Annotated in this window: 14 protein-coding genes; 10 read left to right on the forward strand and 4 right to left on the reverse strand. The window is 56.6% G+C overall.

The genetic code is table 11. From position 1 onward, the window contains the following. The first annotated feature begins 49 nt into the window (after positions 1-49). The 5 genes from K0H79_RS14005 (at position 50) to K0H79_RS14025 (ending at position 6,495) form a co-directional block, all read left to right on the forward strand. Positions 50-730, forward strand: a complete 681-nt coding sequence (locus K0H79_RS14005; RefSeq protein WP_220065344.1) for a TIGR00153 family protein — start codon at positions 50-52, stop codon at positions 728-730. A 15-nt stretch (positions 731-745) separates the two neighbouring features. Next, complete coding sequence (locus K0H79_RS14010) at positions 746-2,017, forward strand: inorganic phosphate transporter (protein WP_220065345.1); 1,272 nt, start codon at positions 746-748, stop codon at positions 2,015-2,017. Positions 2,018-2,144: 127 nt separating this feature from the next. Continuing rightward, complete coding sequence (locus K0H79_RS14015) at positions 2,145-2,747, forward strand: TIGR04211 family SH3 domain-containing protein (protein WP_220065346.1); 603 nt, start codon at positions 2,145-2,147, stop codon at positions 2,745-2,747. 276 nt (positions 2,748-3,023) lie between these two features. Continuing rightward, complete coding sequence (putA, locus tag K0H79_RS14020; RefSeq protein WP_220076214.1) at positions 3,024-6,200, forward strand: bifunctional proline dehydrogenase/L-glutamate gamma-semialdehyde dehydrogenase PutA; 3,177 nt, start codon at positions 3,024-3,026, stop codon at positions 6,198-6,200. 118 nt (positions 6,201-6,318) lie between these two features. Next, entirely contained in the window at positions 6,319-6,495 is a 177-nt protein-coding gene (locus K0H79_RS14025; protein WP_011760785.1) for a helix-turn-helix domain-containing protein, read from the forward strand. 86 nt (positions 6,496-6,581) lie between these two features. On the opposite strand, the gene cydC is transcribed toward K0H79_RS14025, so the two are convergent. The 3 genes from cydC to K0H79_RS14040 all read right to left on the reverse strand — a co-directional run bounded on the left by cydC (position 6,582) and on the right by K0H79_RS14040 (position 11,603). Continuing rightward, on the reverse strand, positions 6,582-8,309 hold the full coding sequence (gene cydC, locus K0H79_RS14030) for a heme ABC transporter ATP-binding protein/permease CydC (protein WP_220076215.1): 1,728 nt from the start codon (positions 8,307-8,309) through the stop codon (positions 6,582-6,584). Beyond that, entirely contained in the window at positions 8,306-10,099 is a 1,794-nt protein-coding gene (gene cydD / locus K0H79_RS14035) for a heme ABC transporter permease/ATP-binding protein CydD (RefSeq protein WP_220076216.1), read from the reverse strand. The genes cydC and cydD overlap by 4 nt, the downstream gene beginning before the upstream one ends. 232 nt (positions 10,100-10,331) lie before the next feature. Further along, the gene (locus K0H79_RS14040; protein ID WP_220076217.1) at positions 10,332-11,603 is read right to left on the reverse strand and encodes a DUF3626 domain-containing protein; all 1,272 of its coding nucleotides are present in this window, start codon (positions 11,601-11,603) and stop codon (positions 10,332-10,334) included. A gap of 296 nt (positions 11,604-11,899) precedes the next feature. On the opposite strand from K0H79_RS14040, the gene nirK reads away from it, so the two are divergent. The 5 genes from nirK (at position 11,900) to K0H79_RS14065 (ending at position 16,215) form a co-directional block, all read left to right on the forward strand. Further along, positions 11,900-13,081, forward strand: a complete 1,182-nt coding sequence (nirK, locus tag K0H79_RS14045; protein WP_220065351.1) for a copper-containing nitrite reductase — start codon at positions 11,900-11,902, stop codon at positions 13,079-13,081. A 114-nt stretch (positions 13,082-13,195) separates the two neighbouring features. Further along, positions 13,196-14,119, forward strand: a complete 924-nt coding sequence (locus K0H79_RS14050; protein ID WP_220076218.1) for a hypothetical protein — start codon at positions 13,196-13,198, stop codon at positions 14,117-14,119. A gap of 15 nt (positions 14,120-14,134) precedes the next feature. Then, a complete protein-coding gene (locus K0H79_RS14055; protein ID WP_220076219.1) occupies positions 14,135-14,788 on the forward strand; it encodes an SCO family protein in 654 nt (217 codons plus the stop codon). Positions 14,789-14,830: 42 nt separating this feature from the next. Then, positions 14,831-15,304 carry a copper chaperone PCu(A)C gene (locus K0H79_RS14060; RefSeq protein WP_220076220.1) on the forward strand — a complete coding sequence of 158 codons (474 nt, stop codon included), beginning with the start codon at positions 14,831-14,833 and terminating at the stop codon, positions 15,302-15,304. Between the two features lie 92 nt (positions 15,305-15,396). After that, positions 15,397-16,215, forward strand: a complete 819-nt coding sequence (locus tag K0H79_RS14065; RefSeq protein WP_220065355.1) for a Crp/Fnr family transcriptional regulator — start codon at positions 15,397-15,399, stop codon at positions 16,213-16,215. A 44-nt stretch (positions 16,216-16,259) separates the two neighbouring features. Here the strand turns inward: K0H79_RS14065 and K0H79_RS14070 are convergent, their stop codons facing one another. Next, positions 16,260-16,787 (reverse strand): hypothetical protein, encoded by a 528-nt coding sequence (locus K0H79_RS14070; RefSeq protein WP_220076221.1) that lies wholly within the window; start codon positions 16,785-16,787, stop codon positions 16,260-16,262. Between the last annotated feature and the right edge of the window lie 85 nt (positions 16,788-16,872).

Raw genomic sequence — 16,872 nt, forward strand, 5'->3', positions numbered from 1 at the left:
ATGCGCCCGCAATTTCCAATAGTGGAATAACCTACATAGGTAAACGGCTATGCCAGTAAACTCCATTTTGGGCGTGTTTGCAAAATCGCCAATCAAGCCGCTGCAAGAGCACATCGATAAAGTGCACGAGTGCGCCAACTTCCTCATCCCTTTCTTTGAAGCCACTACTTCAGGAGATTGGGATACAGCCACAGAGCTTCGCAAACAAATCAACAAAGCAGAAAAAGAAGCGGACGCCCTCAAGCGTGAAATCCGTTTGACCCTGCCTGGCGGTTTGTTCATGCCTGTGGAACGGACTGACCTGCTGGAGCTTTTGACCCAGCAAGATAAGATTGCCAATAAAACAAAAGACATCTCCGGCCGCATCATAGGCCGAAACCTCGTCATTCCTGCACCTATCCAGGAACCTTTTATGGCTTACCTCAAGCGTTGTCTGGACGCTGTGGCCATGGCCAAAGAAGCTATCAACGAACTCGACGAACTGCTTGAAGCCGGTTTCCGTGGTCGTGAAGTCGCCCTGGTAGAAAAAATGGTCAGTGAGCTCGATGCCATCGAAGAAGACACTGACGCACTGCAAATCACCGTACGCCGCGGTCTCTATGCCGTTGAAGAAGGCATGAGCGCCGTTGATGTGATGTTCCTTTATAAGATCATCGAGTGGGTTGGCGACTTGGCCGATCTCTCAGAGCGTGTCGGTTCCCGCCTTGAGCTGATGTTGGCTCGCGTATAACGAAGGTTATAAAAAATGGTTGATATATTTGTCACCTATGGCCCGTGGCTGATTGCCATCGCGGCCGCATTCGGTTTCCTGATGGCCTGGGGTATTGGCGCCAATGACGTAGCCAACGCCATGGGAACCTCGGTTGGCTCCAATGCCATTACCATCAAACAGGCGATCATCATTGCGATGATTTTCGAATTTGCCGGTGCTTATCTGGCCGGTGGTGAAGTAACCAGTACCATACGCAACGGCATCATCGATGCCGGCTACTTTACCGAAGTACCGCACCTGTTGGTATACGGTATGATCTCAGCCTTGCTGGCCGCCGGTATTTGGTTGGTGGTGGCTTCTGCTCTGGGCTGGCCCGTGTCTACTACTCACTCTATCGTGGGCGCCATCATCGGCTTCGCCGCTGTAGGTGTAGGCTCTGACGCCGTGGCCTGGGGTAAAGTGACTGGTATCGTGGGTTCCTGGATTGTGACCCCCGCCATCTCCGGCTTTATCGCCTTCCTGATTTTCCAGAGTGCCCAGAAGCTGATTTTCAACACCGACAATCCACTGGAAAACGCCAAGCGTTACGTGCCGTTTTACATGGCACTGGCCGGTTTTGTGATGTCACTGGTGACCATCAAGAAGGGCTTGAAGCACGTAGGTCTGCACTTCTCAGCCCTTGAAGCTTACGCACTGGCCATCGCTATCGGTATCGCCGTTGCCATCGTAGGTAAAATGTTTATCGGCCGCCTGAAAATGGCTGAAAAAGCTGACCGTCATACCCAGTTTGCCAACGTGGAAAAAGTGTTTGCCGTGCTGATGGTGGTTTCTGCGTGTTGTATGGCCTTTGCCCACGGTTCAAACGACGTAGCCAACGCCATTGGCCCTCTGGCTGCCGTAGTATCTGTGGTAAACAGCGGTGGTGAGATTGCTGCCAAGTCTGCACTGGTATGGTGGATTTTGCCTCTGGGCGCCTTCGGTATCGTGTTTGGTCTGGCGATTTTCGGTAAGCGCGTGATGCAAACAATCGGTAAAAACATCACTCACCTGACCCCAAGCCGCGGCTTCGCTGCCGAGCTGGCTGCCGCGTCTACCGTGGTTATAGCCTCAGGTACAGGTTTGCCAATCTCTACCACCCAGACTCTGGTGGGTGCAGTATTGGGTGTGGGCATGGCCCGTGGTATCGCCGCCATTAACATCGGCGTGGTACGTAACATCGTTGTCAGCTGGGTAGTTACCCTGCCTGCCGGTGCCGGCTTGTCCATCATCTTCTTCTACATTATCTGGGGTGTATTCGGCGGATAAGCAAATAAACAGCTTAAACCACTGACAACAAGCCAAAAACAAGAGGGAAGTCGCGAGACTTCCCTCTTGCATTGGCGCCGCCAAATCCCTAGCATGGTGGCACACTTTTGCTGATGGGATGTAATCTGTGTTCAGACCCTTGTTTCTTGCCGGAGCCCTGCTCCTCTCCCCGGCCCTGATGGCTGAAAATCTGCCGCGCTATATTTCCGACGACATCTACATCTACCTGCATAACGGCCCGGGCAACGAGTTCCGCATTCTGGGCAGCATCAATGCCGGCACCCAGGTGTCTTTCACCGGTAAAACCTCAGGTGACTTTTCAGAAATTGTCGATCATCGTGGCCGCGAGGGCTGGGTTCGCACCGACGCGCTCAGCAGCGGCAAGAGCCTGAAGCAGCAGCTCGAAGAAGCTCAGCAAGCGCTGGAAGACAATCGCGCCGAACTGGCTGCCGTGCGGGAAGAATTCAAGGATGCCGATGGCACCATCCGCGGCCTGCGCGAGCAGCTTGCCAAGGCCGATGAACTGGTAAGAACGGCCACTGCAGACAAGAACAGTGCCGAAGCCGCCAGAGAACAAGCCGAATCTGAGATGCAGTCCCTGAAGAACAACGAGCGTTTCCGCCTGTGGCAAGAGGGAGGCCTGATTGCCGCCCTCGGTATTCTGGTGGGTGTCATTCTGGTTTACCTGCCCAGACCCCAGCGTAAACGCGCCGGCCGCTGGATGAATTAACCGTCAAATTCACCGTTGAAAATCATCAGGGCCCGGTCGATTTAAAACGCCCGGGCCTTGTCAATTGGGCGTTACGCACGCTTGTCCCAATCTAAATCAAACAATATTCACATTCCTCCCCCATCCAGTGTCGCCGATCACATTTTGCATGTATAATTTGCGCGCCCGAGACGTCAAATTGTATACAAAATGAAATAAAGGCGTCCGCCGGAGCGTCGGCCACCCCAAGCGAGCGTGCCCGATACCCCCTTAACCGGCCCAGATGGAAAGATAACTATGTTCAAAGCGAGTGAAGTACTGGCAGGTCGTTACGACAACGCCAATCTCGACGAATTGTTCAGTCTGATCAGTCAAAACTACATCGTTGATGAGGAAGCCTACCTCAAAGAACTGATTGCGCTGGTTCCGTCGAGCGACGAAGAAATCGCGCGCATCACCAGCCGTGCCCACGATCTGGTGGCCAAGGTTCGCCAATACGAGAAGAAAGGTTTAATGGTGGGCATCGATGCCTTCCTGCAGCAGTACTCCCTGGAAACCCAGGAAGGCATTATCCTCATGTGCCTGGCCGAGGCCCTGCTGCGTATTCCCGATGCCGAAACCGCCGACGCCCTGATTGCCGACAAGCTGTCCGGTGCCAAGTGGGATGAGCACATGTCCAAGAGCGACTCTGTGCTGGTAAACGCCTCCACCTGGGGCTTGATGCTGACAGGCAAAATCGTCCAACTCGACAAAAACCTCGACGGCACCCCGAGTAATCTGCTGAGCCGTCTGGTAAACCGTCTGGGTGAGCCTGTTATCCGTCAGGCCATGTACGCCGCCATGAAAATCATGGGCAAGCAGTTCGTACTGGGTCGCACCATCGAAGAAGGCCTGAAAAACGCCGCCGAAAAGCGCAAGCTGGGTTACACCCACTCCTACGACATGCTGGGCGAGGCCGCCCTGACCATGAAGGATGCCGACAAGTATTATCGCGATTATGCCAATGCCATTCAGGCACTGGGTACGGCCAAGTTCGATGAGAGCGAAGCCCCACGCCCCACCATTTCCATCAAGCTCTCTGCCCTGCACCCACGTTACGAAGTGGCCAATGAAGACAGGGTAATGACCGAGCTGTATGGCACCCTGATCAAACTTATCGAACTGGCCCGTCGTCTTAACGTGGGTATCCAGATTGATGCCGAAGAAGTGGACCGTCTCGAGCTGTCTCTGAAACTCTTCAAGAAGCTGTATCAGTCTGACGCCGCCAAGGGTTGGGGTTTGCTGGGTATTGTGGTGCAGGCTTACTCCAAGCGCGCCCTGCCAGTGCTGATGTGGCTGACCCGCCTTGCCAAAGAACAGGGCGATGAAATCCCACTGCGTCTGGTGAAAGGCGCCTATTGGGACAGCGAGCTCAAGTGGGCCCAACAGGCCGGTGAAGCGGGCTATCCGCTGTTTACCCGCAAGGCTGCCACCGATGTGTCATACCTTGCCTGTGCCCGTTACCTGCTGTCTGAAGCGACCCGCGGCGTCATTTATCCGCAGTTTGCCAGCCACAACGCCCAGACTGTCGCTGCCATCACCGCCATGGTGGGCGATCGCAAGTTTGAATTCCAGCGCCTGCACGGCATGGGTCAGGAACTCTATGACACTGTGCTGGCAGAAGCGGCCGTACCCACAGTGCGCATCTACGCCCCGATTGGCGCTCATAAAGATCTGCTGCCTTACCTGGTGCGTCGTCTGCTGGAAAACGGCGCCAACACCTCATTTGTACACAAACTGGTGGATCCCAAGACGCCCATCGAGTCGCTGGTGACCCATCCGCTGAAAACCCTGCAAGGCTACAAGACCCTGGCAAACAACAAAATAGTTAAGCCCGCCGATATCTTCGGTGCTGAGCGTAAAAATTCCAAGGGACTCAATATGAACATCATTTCCGAATCCGAGCCATTCTTCGCGGCTCTGGAGAAATTCAAGGACACCCAGTGGAGCGCAGGCCCGCTGGTCAACGGTGAGACCCTGTCGGGTGAAGTGCGTGACGAGGTCAGCCCCTACAACACCACCCTGAAAGTGGGTCAGGTTGCCTTCGCAAGCGAAACGGCCATCGAACAGGCCATTGCCGGTGCCGACAAGGCATTTGCCAGCTGGTGCCGTACCCCCGTAGAGACCCGCGCCAATGCCCTGCAAAAACTGGCGGATCTGCTGGAAGAAAACCGCGAAGAGCTGATTGCCCTGTGTACCCGCGAAGCCGGTAAGAGCATCCAGGACGGTATCGACGAAGTGCGCGAAGCCGTGGACTTCTGCCGCTACTACGCGGTGCAAGCCAAGAAGATGATGAGCAAGCCCGAGCTGCTGCCAGGCCCAACAGGCGAGCTGAACGAGCTGTTCCTGCAGGGTCGTGGTGTGTTCGTGTGTATCAGCCCATGGAACTTCCCACTGGCCATCTTCCTCGGTCAGGTAGCCGCTGCACTGGCAACCGGTAACACTGTCATTGCCAAGCCAGCCGAGCAAACCTGCCTGATTGGTTTCCGCGCCGTGCAGCTGGCCCATGAAGCCGGTATTCCAAAAGACGTACTACAATTCCTGCCGGGCACTGGTGCCCTTGTGGGTGCCAAACTGACCTCAGATGAGCGTATCGGCGGCGTGTGCTTTACTGGTTCTACCACCACTGCCAAGGTCATCAACCGTGCCCTGGCCGGTCGTGATGGCGCCATCATCCCGCTGATTGCCGAAACCGGTGGTCAGAACGCCATGGTGGTGGATTCCACCAGCCAGCCTGAGCAGGTGGTAAACGATGTGGTGTCCTCCGCCTTTACCAGCGCCGGTCAGCGCTGCTCCGCCCTGCGGGTGCTCTATTTGCAGGAAGACATCGCAGAGCGCGTACTGGACGTGCTCAAGGGTGCCATGGATGAACTGACTCTGGGTAACCCAGGTTCGGTGAAAACCGACGTGGGCCCTGTGATTGATGCCGCCGCCAAGGCCAATCTGAATGCCCACATCGACCATATCAAGCAGGTGGGTCGTCTCATTCACCAACTGAGCCTGCCGGAAGGTACCGAAAACGGTCACTTCGTGGCGCCAACCGCGGTGGAAATCGACTCCATCAAGGTACTGACCAAAGAAAACTTCGGTCCTATCCTGCACGTGGTGCGTTACAAGGCTGCCGACCTGCAGAAGGTTATCGATGACATCAACTCTACCGGTTTCGGTCTGACCCTGGGTATCCACAGCCGCAACGAGGGCCATGCCCTGGAAGTGGCCGACAAGGTGAACGTGGGTAACGTGTATATCAACCGTAACCAAATCGGCGCCGTGGTTGGCGTGCAGCCATTCGGTGGTCAGGGCCTGTCCGGCACAGGTCCAAAAGCCGGTGGTCCACACTACCTGACCCGTTTTGTGACCGAGAAGACCCGCACCAACAACATTACCGCCATCGGTGGTAATGCGACATTGCTGTCTCTGGGCGACGCCGACTGATAGTCGACTGCCATCAAAAGCCGGGCTCTTGCCCGGCTTTTTTGTGCCCCTTGCACGGCGGCGTCATTGGCTATACTTGATTAACCCCGATTAAGACCGCCATCAGAGGAACAGCCCAATGAGCGATAAACTGCTGACACTGGACGAAGTTGCCAAGCTGCTCGATAAATCTGCCGTCACCATCAAACGCTATGCCAGGGAACACCTGCTGACCAACGTGGGTGAAGGCGAAGAGCTTATGTTCAGGGAAGAAGAAGTCATGCGCTATTTGGAGTTTTCCAAACGCCTGGGTTAACCAGGCCAGTCCGGCAGCGCCTGGTACTAAACGCCAGGTTCAAAGATAAAACAGGGCCAAATGGCCCTGTTTTTTAGTTTGCTGGTTTACTCACGACAGAGTGACAGTGCCCGGTACTCGGGATGCTGCGCCACCAGGACCTCGTGGCTGCCACTGGCACGCACCCGGCCATTTTCCAGAATATGGATAGCATCCATCTCCGTCATGGCAGTCAGTCTGTGGCTAATCATCACCAGAGTTTTGTCTTTGGCATGCTCAAACAGCAGCGCCAGCATTTGCCGTTCAGTGCGCCTATCAAGCCCTTCGGTGGGTTCGTCCAGCAGTAAAATGGGGCTGTCTTTCAAGAGCGCGCGGGCAATGCCGATACGACGGGTCTCACCACCTGAGAGCAAGCGTCCACCTTCGCCAATCCACAGCTTTAATCCATCGTCGCTTTGGGTCAAATAACCCAACCCCACCCGCTCCAGCACCTGTACCAGTGCGACATCGGTGGGCGGTGTTTCACAGGCCATTGCCAGGTTGTCTTTGAGGGTACCGGCAAAGAGATGCACCCGCTGGCTCACCACAGTGATGGCGGAGCGCAGGGCTTTTTCCGTGACCTCCTGAATGTCTGTCTCTCCCACCCGAATACGCCCCGAGTCAGGGTTGTAGCCCCGGGTCAACAGGGTAAAGAGACTGGATTTCCCCACCCCTGTTTTGCCGAGCACAGCCACCCTGCTCCCCTGTCGAATATGCAGCGAAAACTGTGACAGCACCGGATGCCGGGATTGGTAACCAAACTCGATATCTTCGAAATAGATATCCCCGGCAGGCAGCTGCGCTTTCTCGCCAAACATGATATCGCTTTGCTTGTCGATAATGTCATTGACTCTGTCGCCCGCGGCAAGACACCCCGCCAGCTGACTGAATGCCCCAGCAAGCGGCATCAGCATTTCCATCACAGCCAGGCTGGCAAACAGCACCATGGCCGCCAATGGCCCGGGAGGCACCCTGTCGCCAACGCCGCTGGATGCCATGACCAACATCAGCAGGATGAGCACGCCATGTACCAGCACCAGCACCGCCTGCGATAGCCCCTGCAGGCTGGCCATGGTGCGCTGCGAACGCTGCCATTGCTGTTCGGTATGGTCCAGGTCCTGACGATACTTATCCAGCGCACCAAACAACCACAGTTCTGCCAGCCCGCCCAAAAACTCCAGGGACTGCACCCGGTAGCGGCGCTTTTGGTTCACAACCGCCACGGCGCTGCTGCGTCCAAGCAGATAAAAACTGAGGGGAATACAGCAAAGCGCCAACAACAAACCGCCACAAAGCAGTATGGCGAGGCGCGTGTCAAACCATCCGATAAAGGCAAACAGCGCCAGCAGCACAGCAACGAAGGCACCCATGGGCACCAGCAGGCGCAGATACAGGTGATCCAGGGTATCGATGTCAGCGACCAAACGGTTGAGGAGTTCAGACTGCCTAAGCCCCGCCAAATCCTTGTCCGCCAGCGGCATCAGTGCCCGCCACACCTTGACCCTGAGCTCGGTCAGCAGTCTGAAGGTGGCCTCGTGGGTGGCAAGGCGCTCACCATAACGGCTCGCGGTGCGGGCAATGGACAAAAACCGCACCCCGCCTGCCGGCGTAAAAAAGTTAAAGGCCTGCGCCGTGGCAAGGCTCAGCCCCGCAACCGCAGTAGCAGACAAAAACCAGCCAGACAGCGACAACAGGCCGATTCCGGCCACCAGGGTGATAAAGGCCAGTAACAAACCGGTAAGCATCATCAGCCATTGGCGGCTAAGCAGAGGTAAAAAAAGTTTAATCAAGTTCATGGCCTTACCTCCCCGTCAAAAGCCGGGGTGTCCAGGCTGCTCGCAAGCCCCGACTCAGACAAGAGCTCGGCAAAAAGGCCGTTGGCGTTGGCAAGCTCAGTCGCGGTTCCCGACTCCACAATGGTGCCGCCATCCATCACCAGTACACGGTCGAGCTGGGTCAGCGCTTCCAGGCGATGGCTGACCATCACCAGGCTCAGCCCCTCACTCTCCCGCATGATGCTCTCCATCACCTTGCGTTCACTGTCCACATCCAGGCTGGCGCCGGGCTCATCCAGCAGGAAGATGTTGGGCTGACCTGCCAGGGCTCGTGCCAGCGCCAGTCGCTGGGCTTGCCCCACTGATACGCCGCCTCCACCTTCGGCGATGGCATAAGACAGGCCATCGGCCGACCCGGCCACAAAATCCGCTATCTGCGCCTTGGCGAGCAGCCCATGGATTTGCTCATCGCCAAGCTCTCTGCCCATGGCAATATTGTCGCGAAGGCTGCCGTGGAAGAGATGTGGTTCCTGCCCAAGCCAGGCCACGGCGCCCCGCCACTGGGCCATATCCAGCTCGGTGAAAGGTATGCCGCCCACCGTCAGCTCCCCCTTGAAGGGCAAAAAGCCGAGCAGTGCATGCAAGAGACTGCTTTTACCCGCCCCGGATGGACCGACGATGGCGAGGCGCTCCCCTCGTTTGAGACTGAATGACAGCGGCCCTGCCAGCAGTGCCCCCTGATGGCTGTAGATGCATACATCCCGAGCTTCGATATCGAGGCTGCCGGGAAGGGGCTCCTTGCCTTGCTGTTTATCGATATCGATAGCCAGCAGCTCAGACAGTGCCTCGGCGGCGGCCACCGCCTGCGCCTTGGCGTGGTAGTGGGTGCCCATGTCTCTGAGGGGCTGATAAAACTCAGGCGCCAACATCAGCACAAAAAGGCCGGTAAAGAGGCTGATACTTTGGCCGTAATGGCCAAAATCCAGGTGCCCCAGATAGCTGAAACCGAAATAAACCGCCACCAAAGCAAGGCTGACGGCGGCAAAAAACTCCAGTACCGCCGAGCTTAAAAATGCCATGCGCAGCACTGCCATGGTGCGGCTTCGAAATTCATCGGAGGCCTTTTCGATGGCCCGCCCTTCCGCTTCGGCCCGGTCGAAGAGCCGCAGGGTAGCTATGCCCCTGAGCCTGTCCATAAAGTGCCCTGACAACCTTGAGAGGGCCGCAAAATGCTTACGGTTGGCATCAGCGGCGCCCATACCAACCAGGATCATAAAGAGGGGAATGAGTGGTGCTGTCCCCAGCAAAATCAGCCCGGCGGCCCAGTTAAGCGGGAACACACAGGCGAGAATAACCAAAGGGATCATGGCCGCCAGCGACAGCTGCGGCAGATAACGGGCGTAAAAGTCGTGCAGGTCTTCGATTTGCTCAAGCACCACGGCGCCCCAGCTGCCAAGAGGTTTACCCTTGATAAAAGCAGGTCCCAGTGCCGAAAGACGGTTTAGCACTTCGCCTCTAAGCTCGGTTCTAAGGCGGCGCCCCGCTTCAAAGCTGACCCGCTCACGGGCCCAGGCCACCATCGCCCGGGCAATAATAAGCCCCAGCAGCGAAGTTATCTCAGCCCCGATGGCTGAAATGGTTTCGCCCTGCATCACCACGGCGCTCAGCATACCGGCCAGCAACCAGGCCTGACCTATGAGTAACAATCCGGCAAGCAGACCCAGGGCAACGCTCAGCAGTAGAAAAGGACCACAGGCAGCCTTGCGGGATTTAAGCCAGAGGGCGAGTTGTTTTTCGAGGGATTTGTCCATGTATATCCTGCGCCAACGCCCCTTGACCGGGGCCGGGAATTACGGCAGGGAGGCAGTATCTCAGTGTTTGCACGAGGAGGAAACCCAAGTCGATGGATTTGTTAAGGGATTCACAGAATTTGCGCTGGATCAAAAAACGCTTAAGTCTGGGTTAAGCCAACCCCTTATGTGGCAGGTTGGCGGTGGCTTTTGAGCACTGGCAGGGAAATGATTTTCCACCAGGGACAGGCATTCAGCTCACTGAATTGTCTTTGACTTTGTCTGTAGCAGCCGCATCCCCGGAGTGAGCCCCCTCTGGGGTTACCGATGCCTCAGAGCCATCTGCTGTGAATGCCCCTTTGTCACAGGTAGCCTCATTGCCAGGCCCGGGCTCGGCGTGAAGGTTTTCCTGCAGCGGCGCCAAGGCATCATGCATAAACGATGGCTCGCGCTCTTCCCGCGCTGCGCCGTAACGCACCAGCAGGTGCCAGAGCCATTTAAGCTCGCTCATTACCTCGGCTTTATGACCCCGGGCGCGCCAGCGGGTTGGGAATCGGCTGACTTCACGGGCCGCAACACCGATGGCATAGGCGGTGACATTGCCATCGATGGCAAGCCGCTGCGCCAGTGACGGCATGCCTGCACCGCGAAAATCCCGCACCACATGTTCCACATCCAGACAGAGGCCCGAATGCCAGTAAAGGGCTATCTGATAACGCTCTGCAATCGCGCGCAGCACAGGTTCAATCTCTGTGCCTCTGAAACTGGGGTCGGCCACCAGAGCTTCCATGTCTTCAGCCAGCGATAGCGGCCCGTGGATCTGCGCCTCGATATAGTGATCCAGATTGCCCGACAAACCACGCTCAAACCTGAGGGCGATGTCTTCACCCAGGGTCGAGACCAACCTTTCCACCAGTTTGGCCGGCGCCAGGCCATGCTCTCCCAGGGCATAACGGCGCTCGAAACTTTCAGTCAGCAAGGCCGCCATTACCATCTCAAAGGCATCGGCGGTGCCCTTGTCCCGGGGATTGCGGTAAGAATCATTAAAACAAAAGGTTGCCCGAGCCAGCACCTCCGGCTTGGTCAGAAAATAGCAGCTGCCAAAACGCGGCGCCGGGCCATTGGGGGCAAGCAGTAAATCCAGGGCTCCGTATTTGGGGCGGGCAGCTATGTCAGCGGTCAGCTCACGGAAAAATTGCCGCTCCCAGTGATCGCGGGCACCACCAATCTCAGGTGATAACAGACCGGACGAGATATGGGTTTCAAACTGACAACGGTAGCGACCGTCCTGCAACAGACCTTCGGCCACCATCAGACCACGGGAGTCGAACCTGTCCGGATGAAAGTGCAAGGCGATTCGTCCATGCATGGCCACGGCCTGCATAGCGGCATTGAATCGTCCCGGTGCTATGTCTGACATCTGCAGCACATTGCGGATAATCCCGAGTGCGGATTCACGCTCTTCCCGGGCATAACGACTCAGGCTTTCTATCGCCAGATACTGGCTGCTCGGCGAACGCGGCATCATGCTCCTTGTGGCTGGCCGGAAAAGGTTGAAAACACTGCAAAGATAGCAGAGCGGCCGCAGGCTCTCCATCTAAATTAACAGCCTTTAATGAGAAGTATTTTCTCGCCCTTCCTCAGTGAGTTATCTGTTCATTTGACGTTAACGGAAAGTTTTTTTCGCCAGTTGACTTTCATCAATTGCTTTTTCGCCCATGGCGATAATTTAGACACCAGAAAAGGATTATCAACACAAGGCGCCTCCTCTCTGGGAGGCCATAAAAACAATCACGCGATATCACAACCATGGAGTTTGGCATGAAAAACGAACAGCAATCTATCGAACATGGCGTGGACACCAACCGCAGACAATTTCTGGGCGGATCTGTGGGCGCAGGTCTGGTGGGTCTGGGGCTCGCTTCCGGACTGATGACCAGCCAGGCCAATGCCACCACTGCGGGCAACAAGACCAAAAGCGATCGCATGGCCAACTACACCGCCGATCAACTTGAGCGGGTAAAGCAGGAACTGGTGCCCCCGCCAATGGTGCCCAAACATGATCAGGTTGCCAGTGGCAAACCCAAGGTCATTGAAGTACGCCTCGAAGTGGAAGAGAAGCAAATCGAGCTGGAAAATGGCGTGTTTGCCTGGGTATGTGCCTTCAACGGCAGCGTCCCCGGGCCACTCATCGTGTGCCACCAGCATGACTACGTTGAGCTGACTCTGGTTAATCCCAAGACCAATGTGCTGTCCCACAATATCGACCTGCACTCTGCCACCGGTGCGCTGGGCGGCGGCGAGCTGACCCTGGTAGCCCCCGGGCAGGAGGTTACATTCCGCTTCAAAGCCACCAAGGCAGGTACCTTTGTGTATCACTGTGCCCCGGGCGGCATCATGATCCCCTGGCACGTGGCCATGGGGATGCACGGCGCCATCATGGTGCTGCCACGGGAAGGCCTGAGCGACGGTGATGGCAATCCGCTCCACTACGACCGCGCCTACTACATTGGCGAAGCCGACTTCTATGTGCCCAAAGACGCACAGGGCAACTACAAGCGTTACAACCAACTGATGGAAAGCATGGAAGAAGTGCTCACCACCATGAAGACACTGCTGCCTTCCCACATAGTGTTCAACGGCGGCGTTGGCGCCCTCACAGGCAAGCACGCCATGCCAGCCAAAGTGGGAGAGTCTGTGCTCTTTATCCACTCCCAGGCCAACCGTGACACCCGCCCCCATATCATCGGCGGCCATGGTGACTATGTGTGGGCAGCGGGCTCCTTCGCCGACAGGCCACAACGGGATCTGGAAACCTGGATGGTGGCAGGGGGCAGCGCCGCTGCGGCGCTCTACACCTTCCGTCAGCCGGGGCTGCACGCCTACGTCAACCACAACCTGATTGAGGCCATCATGAAAGGGGCTGCCGCCCACATCAAGGTGGACGGTGAGTGGGATGACAACCTGATGGTACAGGTGAGAAAGCCCAGCGCCATCGTCTGAGCCTGAGCGCTGACAGAGCAAGTTGTGAATACCTGGGTGTAAACGCCAACATGTGAACCTCAGTCGGCTGCACCCTGCCACGCCGGGCCGCAAGGCCCGGTTAAGGAGTCTGATATGGGCAGTTCCCGCCTCGCCAAAGGGTTCCGGGCACGCCGGATTAGGGTGCCATGGCAAATTCGGCTGGCATGGCTTTGTGCCTTTTTGTGGGCACTGAGCCTGCCGCTTCATGCCGGTGATCCACTTAAAGACTACCGTCTGGAAGCGGCTGTGTATCAGTGGTATGGCGCGCTGGACTCAGGCACCCTGTTTGAGTCCGGCAAGGGACACAAGCTGCCTTTCACTCTCCCTGAGTATCAAGGCACACAGGGCGGCGGCGCCCACCACATACTGGCCATTACCCCGCTGCTTACTGACACACCAATACCAACCGCCGAGCCACAAGCGAACAGTGGCTCGCCGTTACGGGCTTCAGTGTCCCTGGAGTTTTTGCCTCCATCACCCGGCGACATGACCCGGGGACACTACCTCGAAGTCACCATGCACTTTGATGCGGCCCTGGCACTGACAGCGCTCACTACCGAAGCCCATGAACAGGATGACTTCGACTCCCGCTTTCGCCCCTCGGCCGATAGCAACCTTATCCGGGCACTGATTTATCGCTGGACGGCTCAGCTGGACTCACCGGACACGCCTTACCCGATGGGACTGCCTCCTTTTAGCCGAGGCGCCAGCTTTATGGCCCCGGAAAAGGGCATAGACAACGCAGCGGATTACCTCGGTTACCTTGCGAGCCTGCAACATCAGTCCAGCAGGCGGGAAATCAAAAATCTGATACTGCAATCCAGCGCTGAGCCCGGGGAATACAGGGTGAGTTTTGAATACCAGTGGCGGGCACAAAACGCCCGCGGCGAAGAAGAACTGTCCCAAATTCAGGTCGATATGACGCTGGTTGTGACCAATGGACAGGCAGTGATTTCTGCGTATCGGGAGCGTTTTCTCCCGCCAGTAACCGACCTTGGCGCCGAAATCCGGTGCTGAACCCAGGAGAGCCTTATGATAACCAAGCGCCCACAAGCAGCGACCTTCCTCGGCAAATCTTTATCCATGCTGGCTTTGCTGCTGGCCTGCGCCGGTGTCCAGGCACAGATGCCGGTACTCAAAGGCATTGGCGGCGACTTCAGCATGCAAAGCAGCAAAGGGACTCAGGTCAACCTCAGCGACTTTCGCGGCAAGGTGGTGATGATGTTTTTTGGCTACACCAACTGCGCCGATATTTGCCCCACCACCATGGCCCATATCAGTCAGTTGATGCAAAAAATGCCGGCAGAAGAACGTACCCGTATTCAGGTGCTTTTTGTCAGCATCGACAGCGATTACGACACCCCAAAACACCTCAATAAATACCTGAGCTACTTCGACCCCAGCTTTATCGGTTTGGTGGACGAGCGGGCCAAAATCGATGAAGTGGCCGCCATGTACCATGCCGATTACAGCAAGCTCGCCGACGATAAGGTGACGACCGAGTACAAAAAGCTCAGCCTCGAACGCCAGGGCAGTGCCGGCAAAGGCTATCTCTATTCCCACACCGCCAAGATTTTTGTTCTCGACCCCGAAGGCCGGGTGCGGGGCTTCTTCTACACTGGCACGCCCCTGGACGAGATGCAGGCGGATATATCATCCCTGCTTAATCCTCAAGCCAAAAGTTAATCAGACAGTGACGCCAAATCAGCTACATGAAAGGAAAACAAGATGACATTCAACCTCAAACAGCTCCTCAAACCTGCCCTTCTATTGGCCCTGGTGAATGCCACGGGGGTGTTCGCCGGGGAACTCATGGTCCACGACGCCTGGATCAGGGCCATGCCCCCCAATGCCAGAGCCGTGCCTGTGTATCTGTCGCTGCACAATGACAGCGAAAAAGATATTGCCCTCACCGCCATAGAAACGCCCCTGGGGCGGATTGAGCTGCACCAGAGTATTCAGCAGGGGGAGATGATGAAAATGCAGCGCGTTGAGCGCATTGCGGTGGCCGCCCACGCCATGGTCAAACTTGCCCCCATGGGGTATCACGGCATGCTGCTGGACATGCAGGCTCCCCCGGCGGCCGGGGAACAAGTCGCACTGACACTGCACTTTGATAACGGTGAAACCGCACGGGTAGAAGCGCCTGTAATAGCAGGGCAGGGAGAAATGATGGCCTCGGGCCATGAGCATCATCACTGATCTCAGCCTTATCCATCAAAGGCGATCCAGATCAATGATTTGAATAGAAATGTGACTTAGTCTGCCCTTCAGTAACCGAGCCGGGGGGCAGCATGATCACCGACATCCACACCAGTCAGATTATTCACCAGCACCATCTTTTCTCGCCCCTCGAACCGAGGCAATTGGAACAGTTGCTGGCGGGAGCCGGTCGCATCAGTTTGTCGCCCCAGGAACACCTGTTTCATCGCCAGGACCCGGCCAAACGTTTCTATCTGGTGCTCAAAGGTAACCTGCAACTCTATATCACCAGCGCCCAGGGGCAGCTCAAGGTGCTGGAGGTAGTGCGGCCAAATCATTCCTTCGCCGAAGCGCTGATTTTCAATCAGGAACCCTTTTATCCAGTGTCGGCCCAGGCGGTACAGGCCTGCGAGCTGGTGAGTTTTGATGCCGAGGCCTACCTTGCCATTCTCAAGCAGAGCCCGGATGCCTGCATTGCCGTAATGGCTGCCATGAGCATGCGCCTGCACAAGGATATTCAGGAGATTGAAAACCTGTCGCTGCAAAATGCCGAGAACCGCCTGCTGATGTTTTTGCTCAGGCACAGCAAGCCTTCCGGTGATAACAGCGGCATGCTGACTCTGGATGTGCCCAAACGAACCCTGGCGTCACGGTTGTCGATTCAGCCGGAAACCTTCTCCAGGCTGATCAAAAAGATGAACAGCGAAGGCATGATTGAAGAGTCGAGGGGGCTGATTAATATTCCGGACCTGGGCCGTCTTTATGAAAGTATTCAGCAGCTTGAACCTGCCGCATGCGGACGTTGCCCCATGGCCATCAAAAAAGCAGCGTTGAAACGGGCTGAAGCAGCAAATAAGGCCAGCTTAAATTCCAGAGCGTTGGCGGACAGAATTCCCGCCAACGTGAATTGATGTAGGTCGCAGTAGCGCGTCTTACACCGGTTTGGCTGATTAGGTCAGGTCCCGGCCGCTGTTTCGCAGCTGCCAATCAGGGTCTTAAAGTGTTGCCCCAGATCCTGACCGGCAAAGGCCTGAGCCTCGCTCGCCATACGCGCCAATGTTTGCGAGGCGCCTTCCAGCCCCTCCTGTTCAATCAGGGTCTTGGCATAGGCCGCCACATCGGCGCCCTGCTGCAATAGGGCCGCCGCATTTTGCAGGTCAAATTCCTGCTCCATCATCGACTGCACATTGGCCAGCAGCTCCGCCACCCTGGCCGACTCCACCAGCGCCCCTTCTACCTTGACCAGCTCACCCAGAGGATCGTCGGCAAGCTTATTGGCTACACAGGCCGCCACCGAACCCGCCTCGGCGCTCATCACCACAGCGTCCAGCCCCTCGGCGCGAATTTGCTCAATCGCTTGCTGAAGCTCGGCATTGCGCGCGAGCCACGCTTGCTCCATTGCCGCCTTTTCATCTCCCCCAAACCAGCCGCAGCCAGACATCAACAGGGCACCCAATGCCAGTGTGAGAATTTTTTGTGTCATTGCCTTTTCCTTTAAATCAACTATCCATAAACAAGGCATGAATAACTGCGCTGCCCCGTGTTGCCACAGTGTTCCAGAAACGCCT

The sequence above is a fragment of the Shewanella sp. FJAT-52076 genome, assembly GCF_019457455.1.
GTDB lineage: Bacteria > Pseudomonadota > Gammaproteobacteria > Enterobacterales > Shewanellaceae > Shewanella > Shewanella zhangzhouensis.

Coding starts and splice junctions, on each gene's coding strand:
- K0H79_RS14005 (WP_220065344.1), top strand. CDS start 50: ATGCCAGTAAACTCCATTTTGGGCGTGTTTGCAAAATCGCCAATCAAG.
- K0H79_RS14010 (WP_220065345.1), top strand. CDS start 746: ATGGTTGATATATTTGTCACCTATGGCCCGTGGCTGATTGCCATCGCG.
- putA (WP_220076214.1), top strand. CDS start 3,024: ATGTTCAAAGCGAGTGAAGTACTGGCAGGTCGTTACGACAACGCCAAT.
- K0H79_RS14025 (WP_011760785.1), top strand. CDS start 6,319: ATGAGCGATAAACTGCTGACACTGGACGAAGTTGCCAAGCTGCTCGAT.
- cydC (WP_220076215.1), bottom strand. CDS start 8,309: ATGAACTTGATTAAACTTTTTTTACCTCTGCTTAGCCGCCAATGGCTG.
- cydD (WP_220076216.1), bottom strand. CDS start 10,099: ATGGACAAATCCCTCGAAAAACAACTCGCCCTCTGGCTTAAATCCCGC.
- K0H79_RS14040 (WP_220076217.1), bottom strand. CDS start 11,603: ATGCCGCGTTCGCCGAGCAGCCAGTATCTGGCGATAGAAAGCCTGAGT.
- nirK (WP_220065351.1), top strand. CDS start 11,900: ATGAAAAACGAACAGCAATCTATCGAACATGGCGTGGACACCAACCGC.
- K0H79_RS14050 (WP_220076218.1), top strand. CDS start 13,196: ATGGGCAGTTCCCGCCTCGCCAAAGGGTTCCGGGCACGCCGGATTAGG.
- K0H79_RS14055 (WP_220076219.1), top strand. CDS start 14,135: ATGATAACCAAGCGCCCACAAGCAGCGACCTTCCTCGGCAAATCTTTA.
- K0H79_RS14060 (WP_220076220.1), top strand. CDS start 14,831: ATGACATTCAACCTCAAACAGCTCCTCAAACCTGCCCTTCTATTGGCC.
- K0H79_RS14065 (WP_220065355.1), top strand. CDS start 15,397: ATGATCACCGACATCCACACCAGTCAGATTATTCACCAGCACCATCTT.
- K0H79_RS14070 (WP_220076221.1), bottom strand. CDS start 16,787: ATGACACAAAAAATTCTCACACTGGCATTGGGTGCCCTGTTGATGTCT.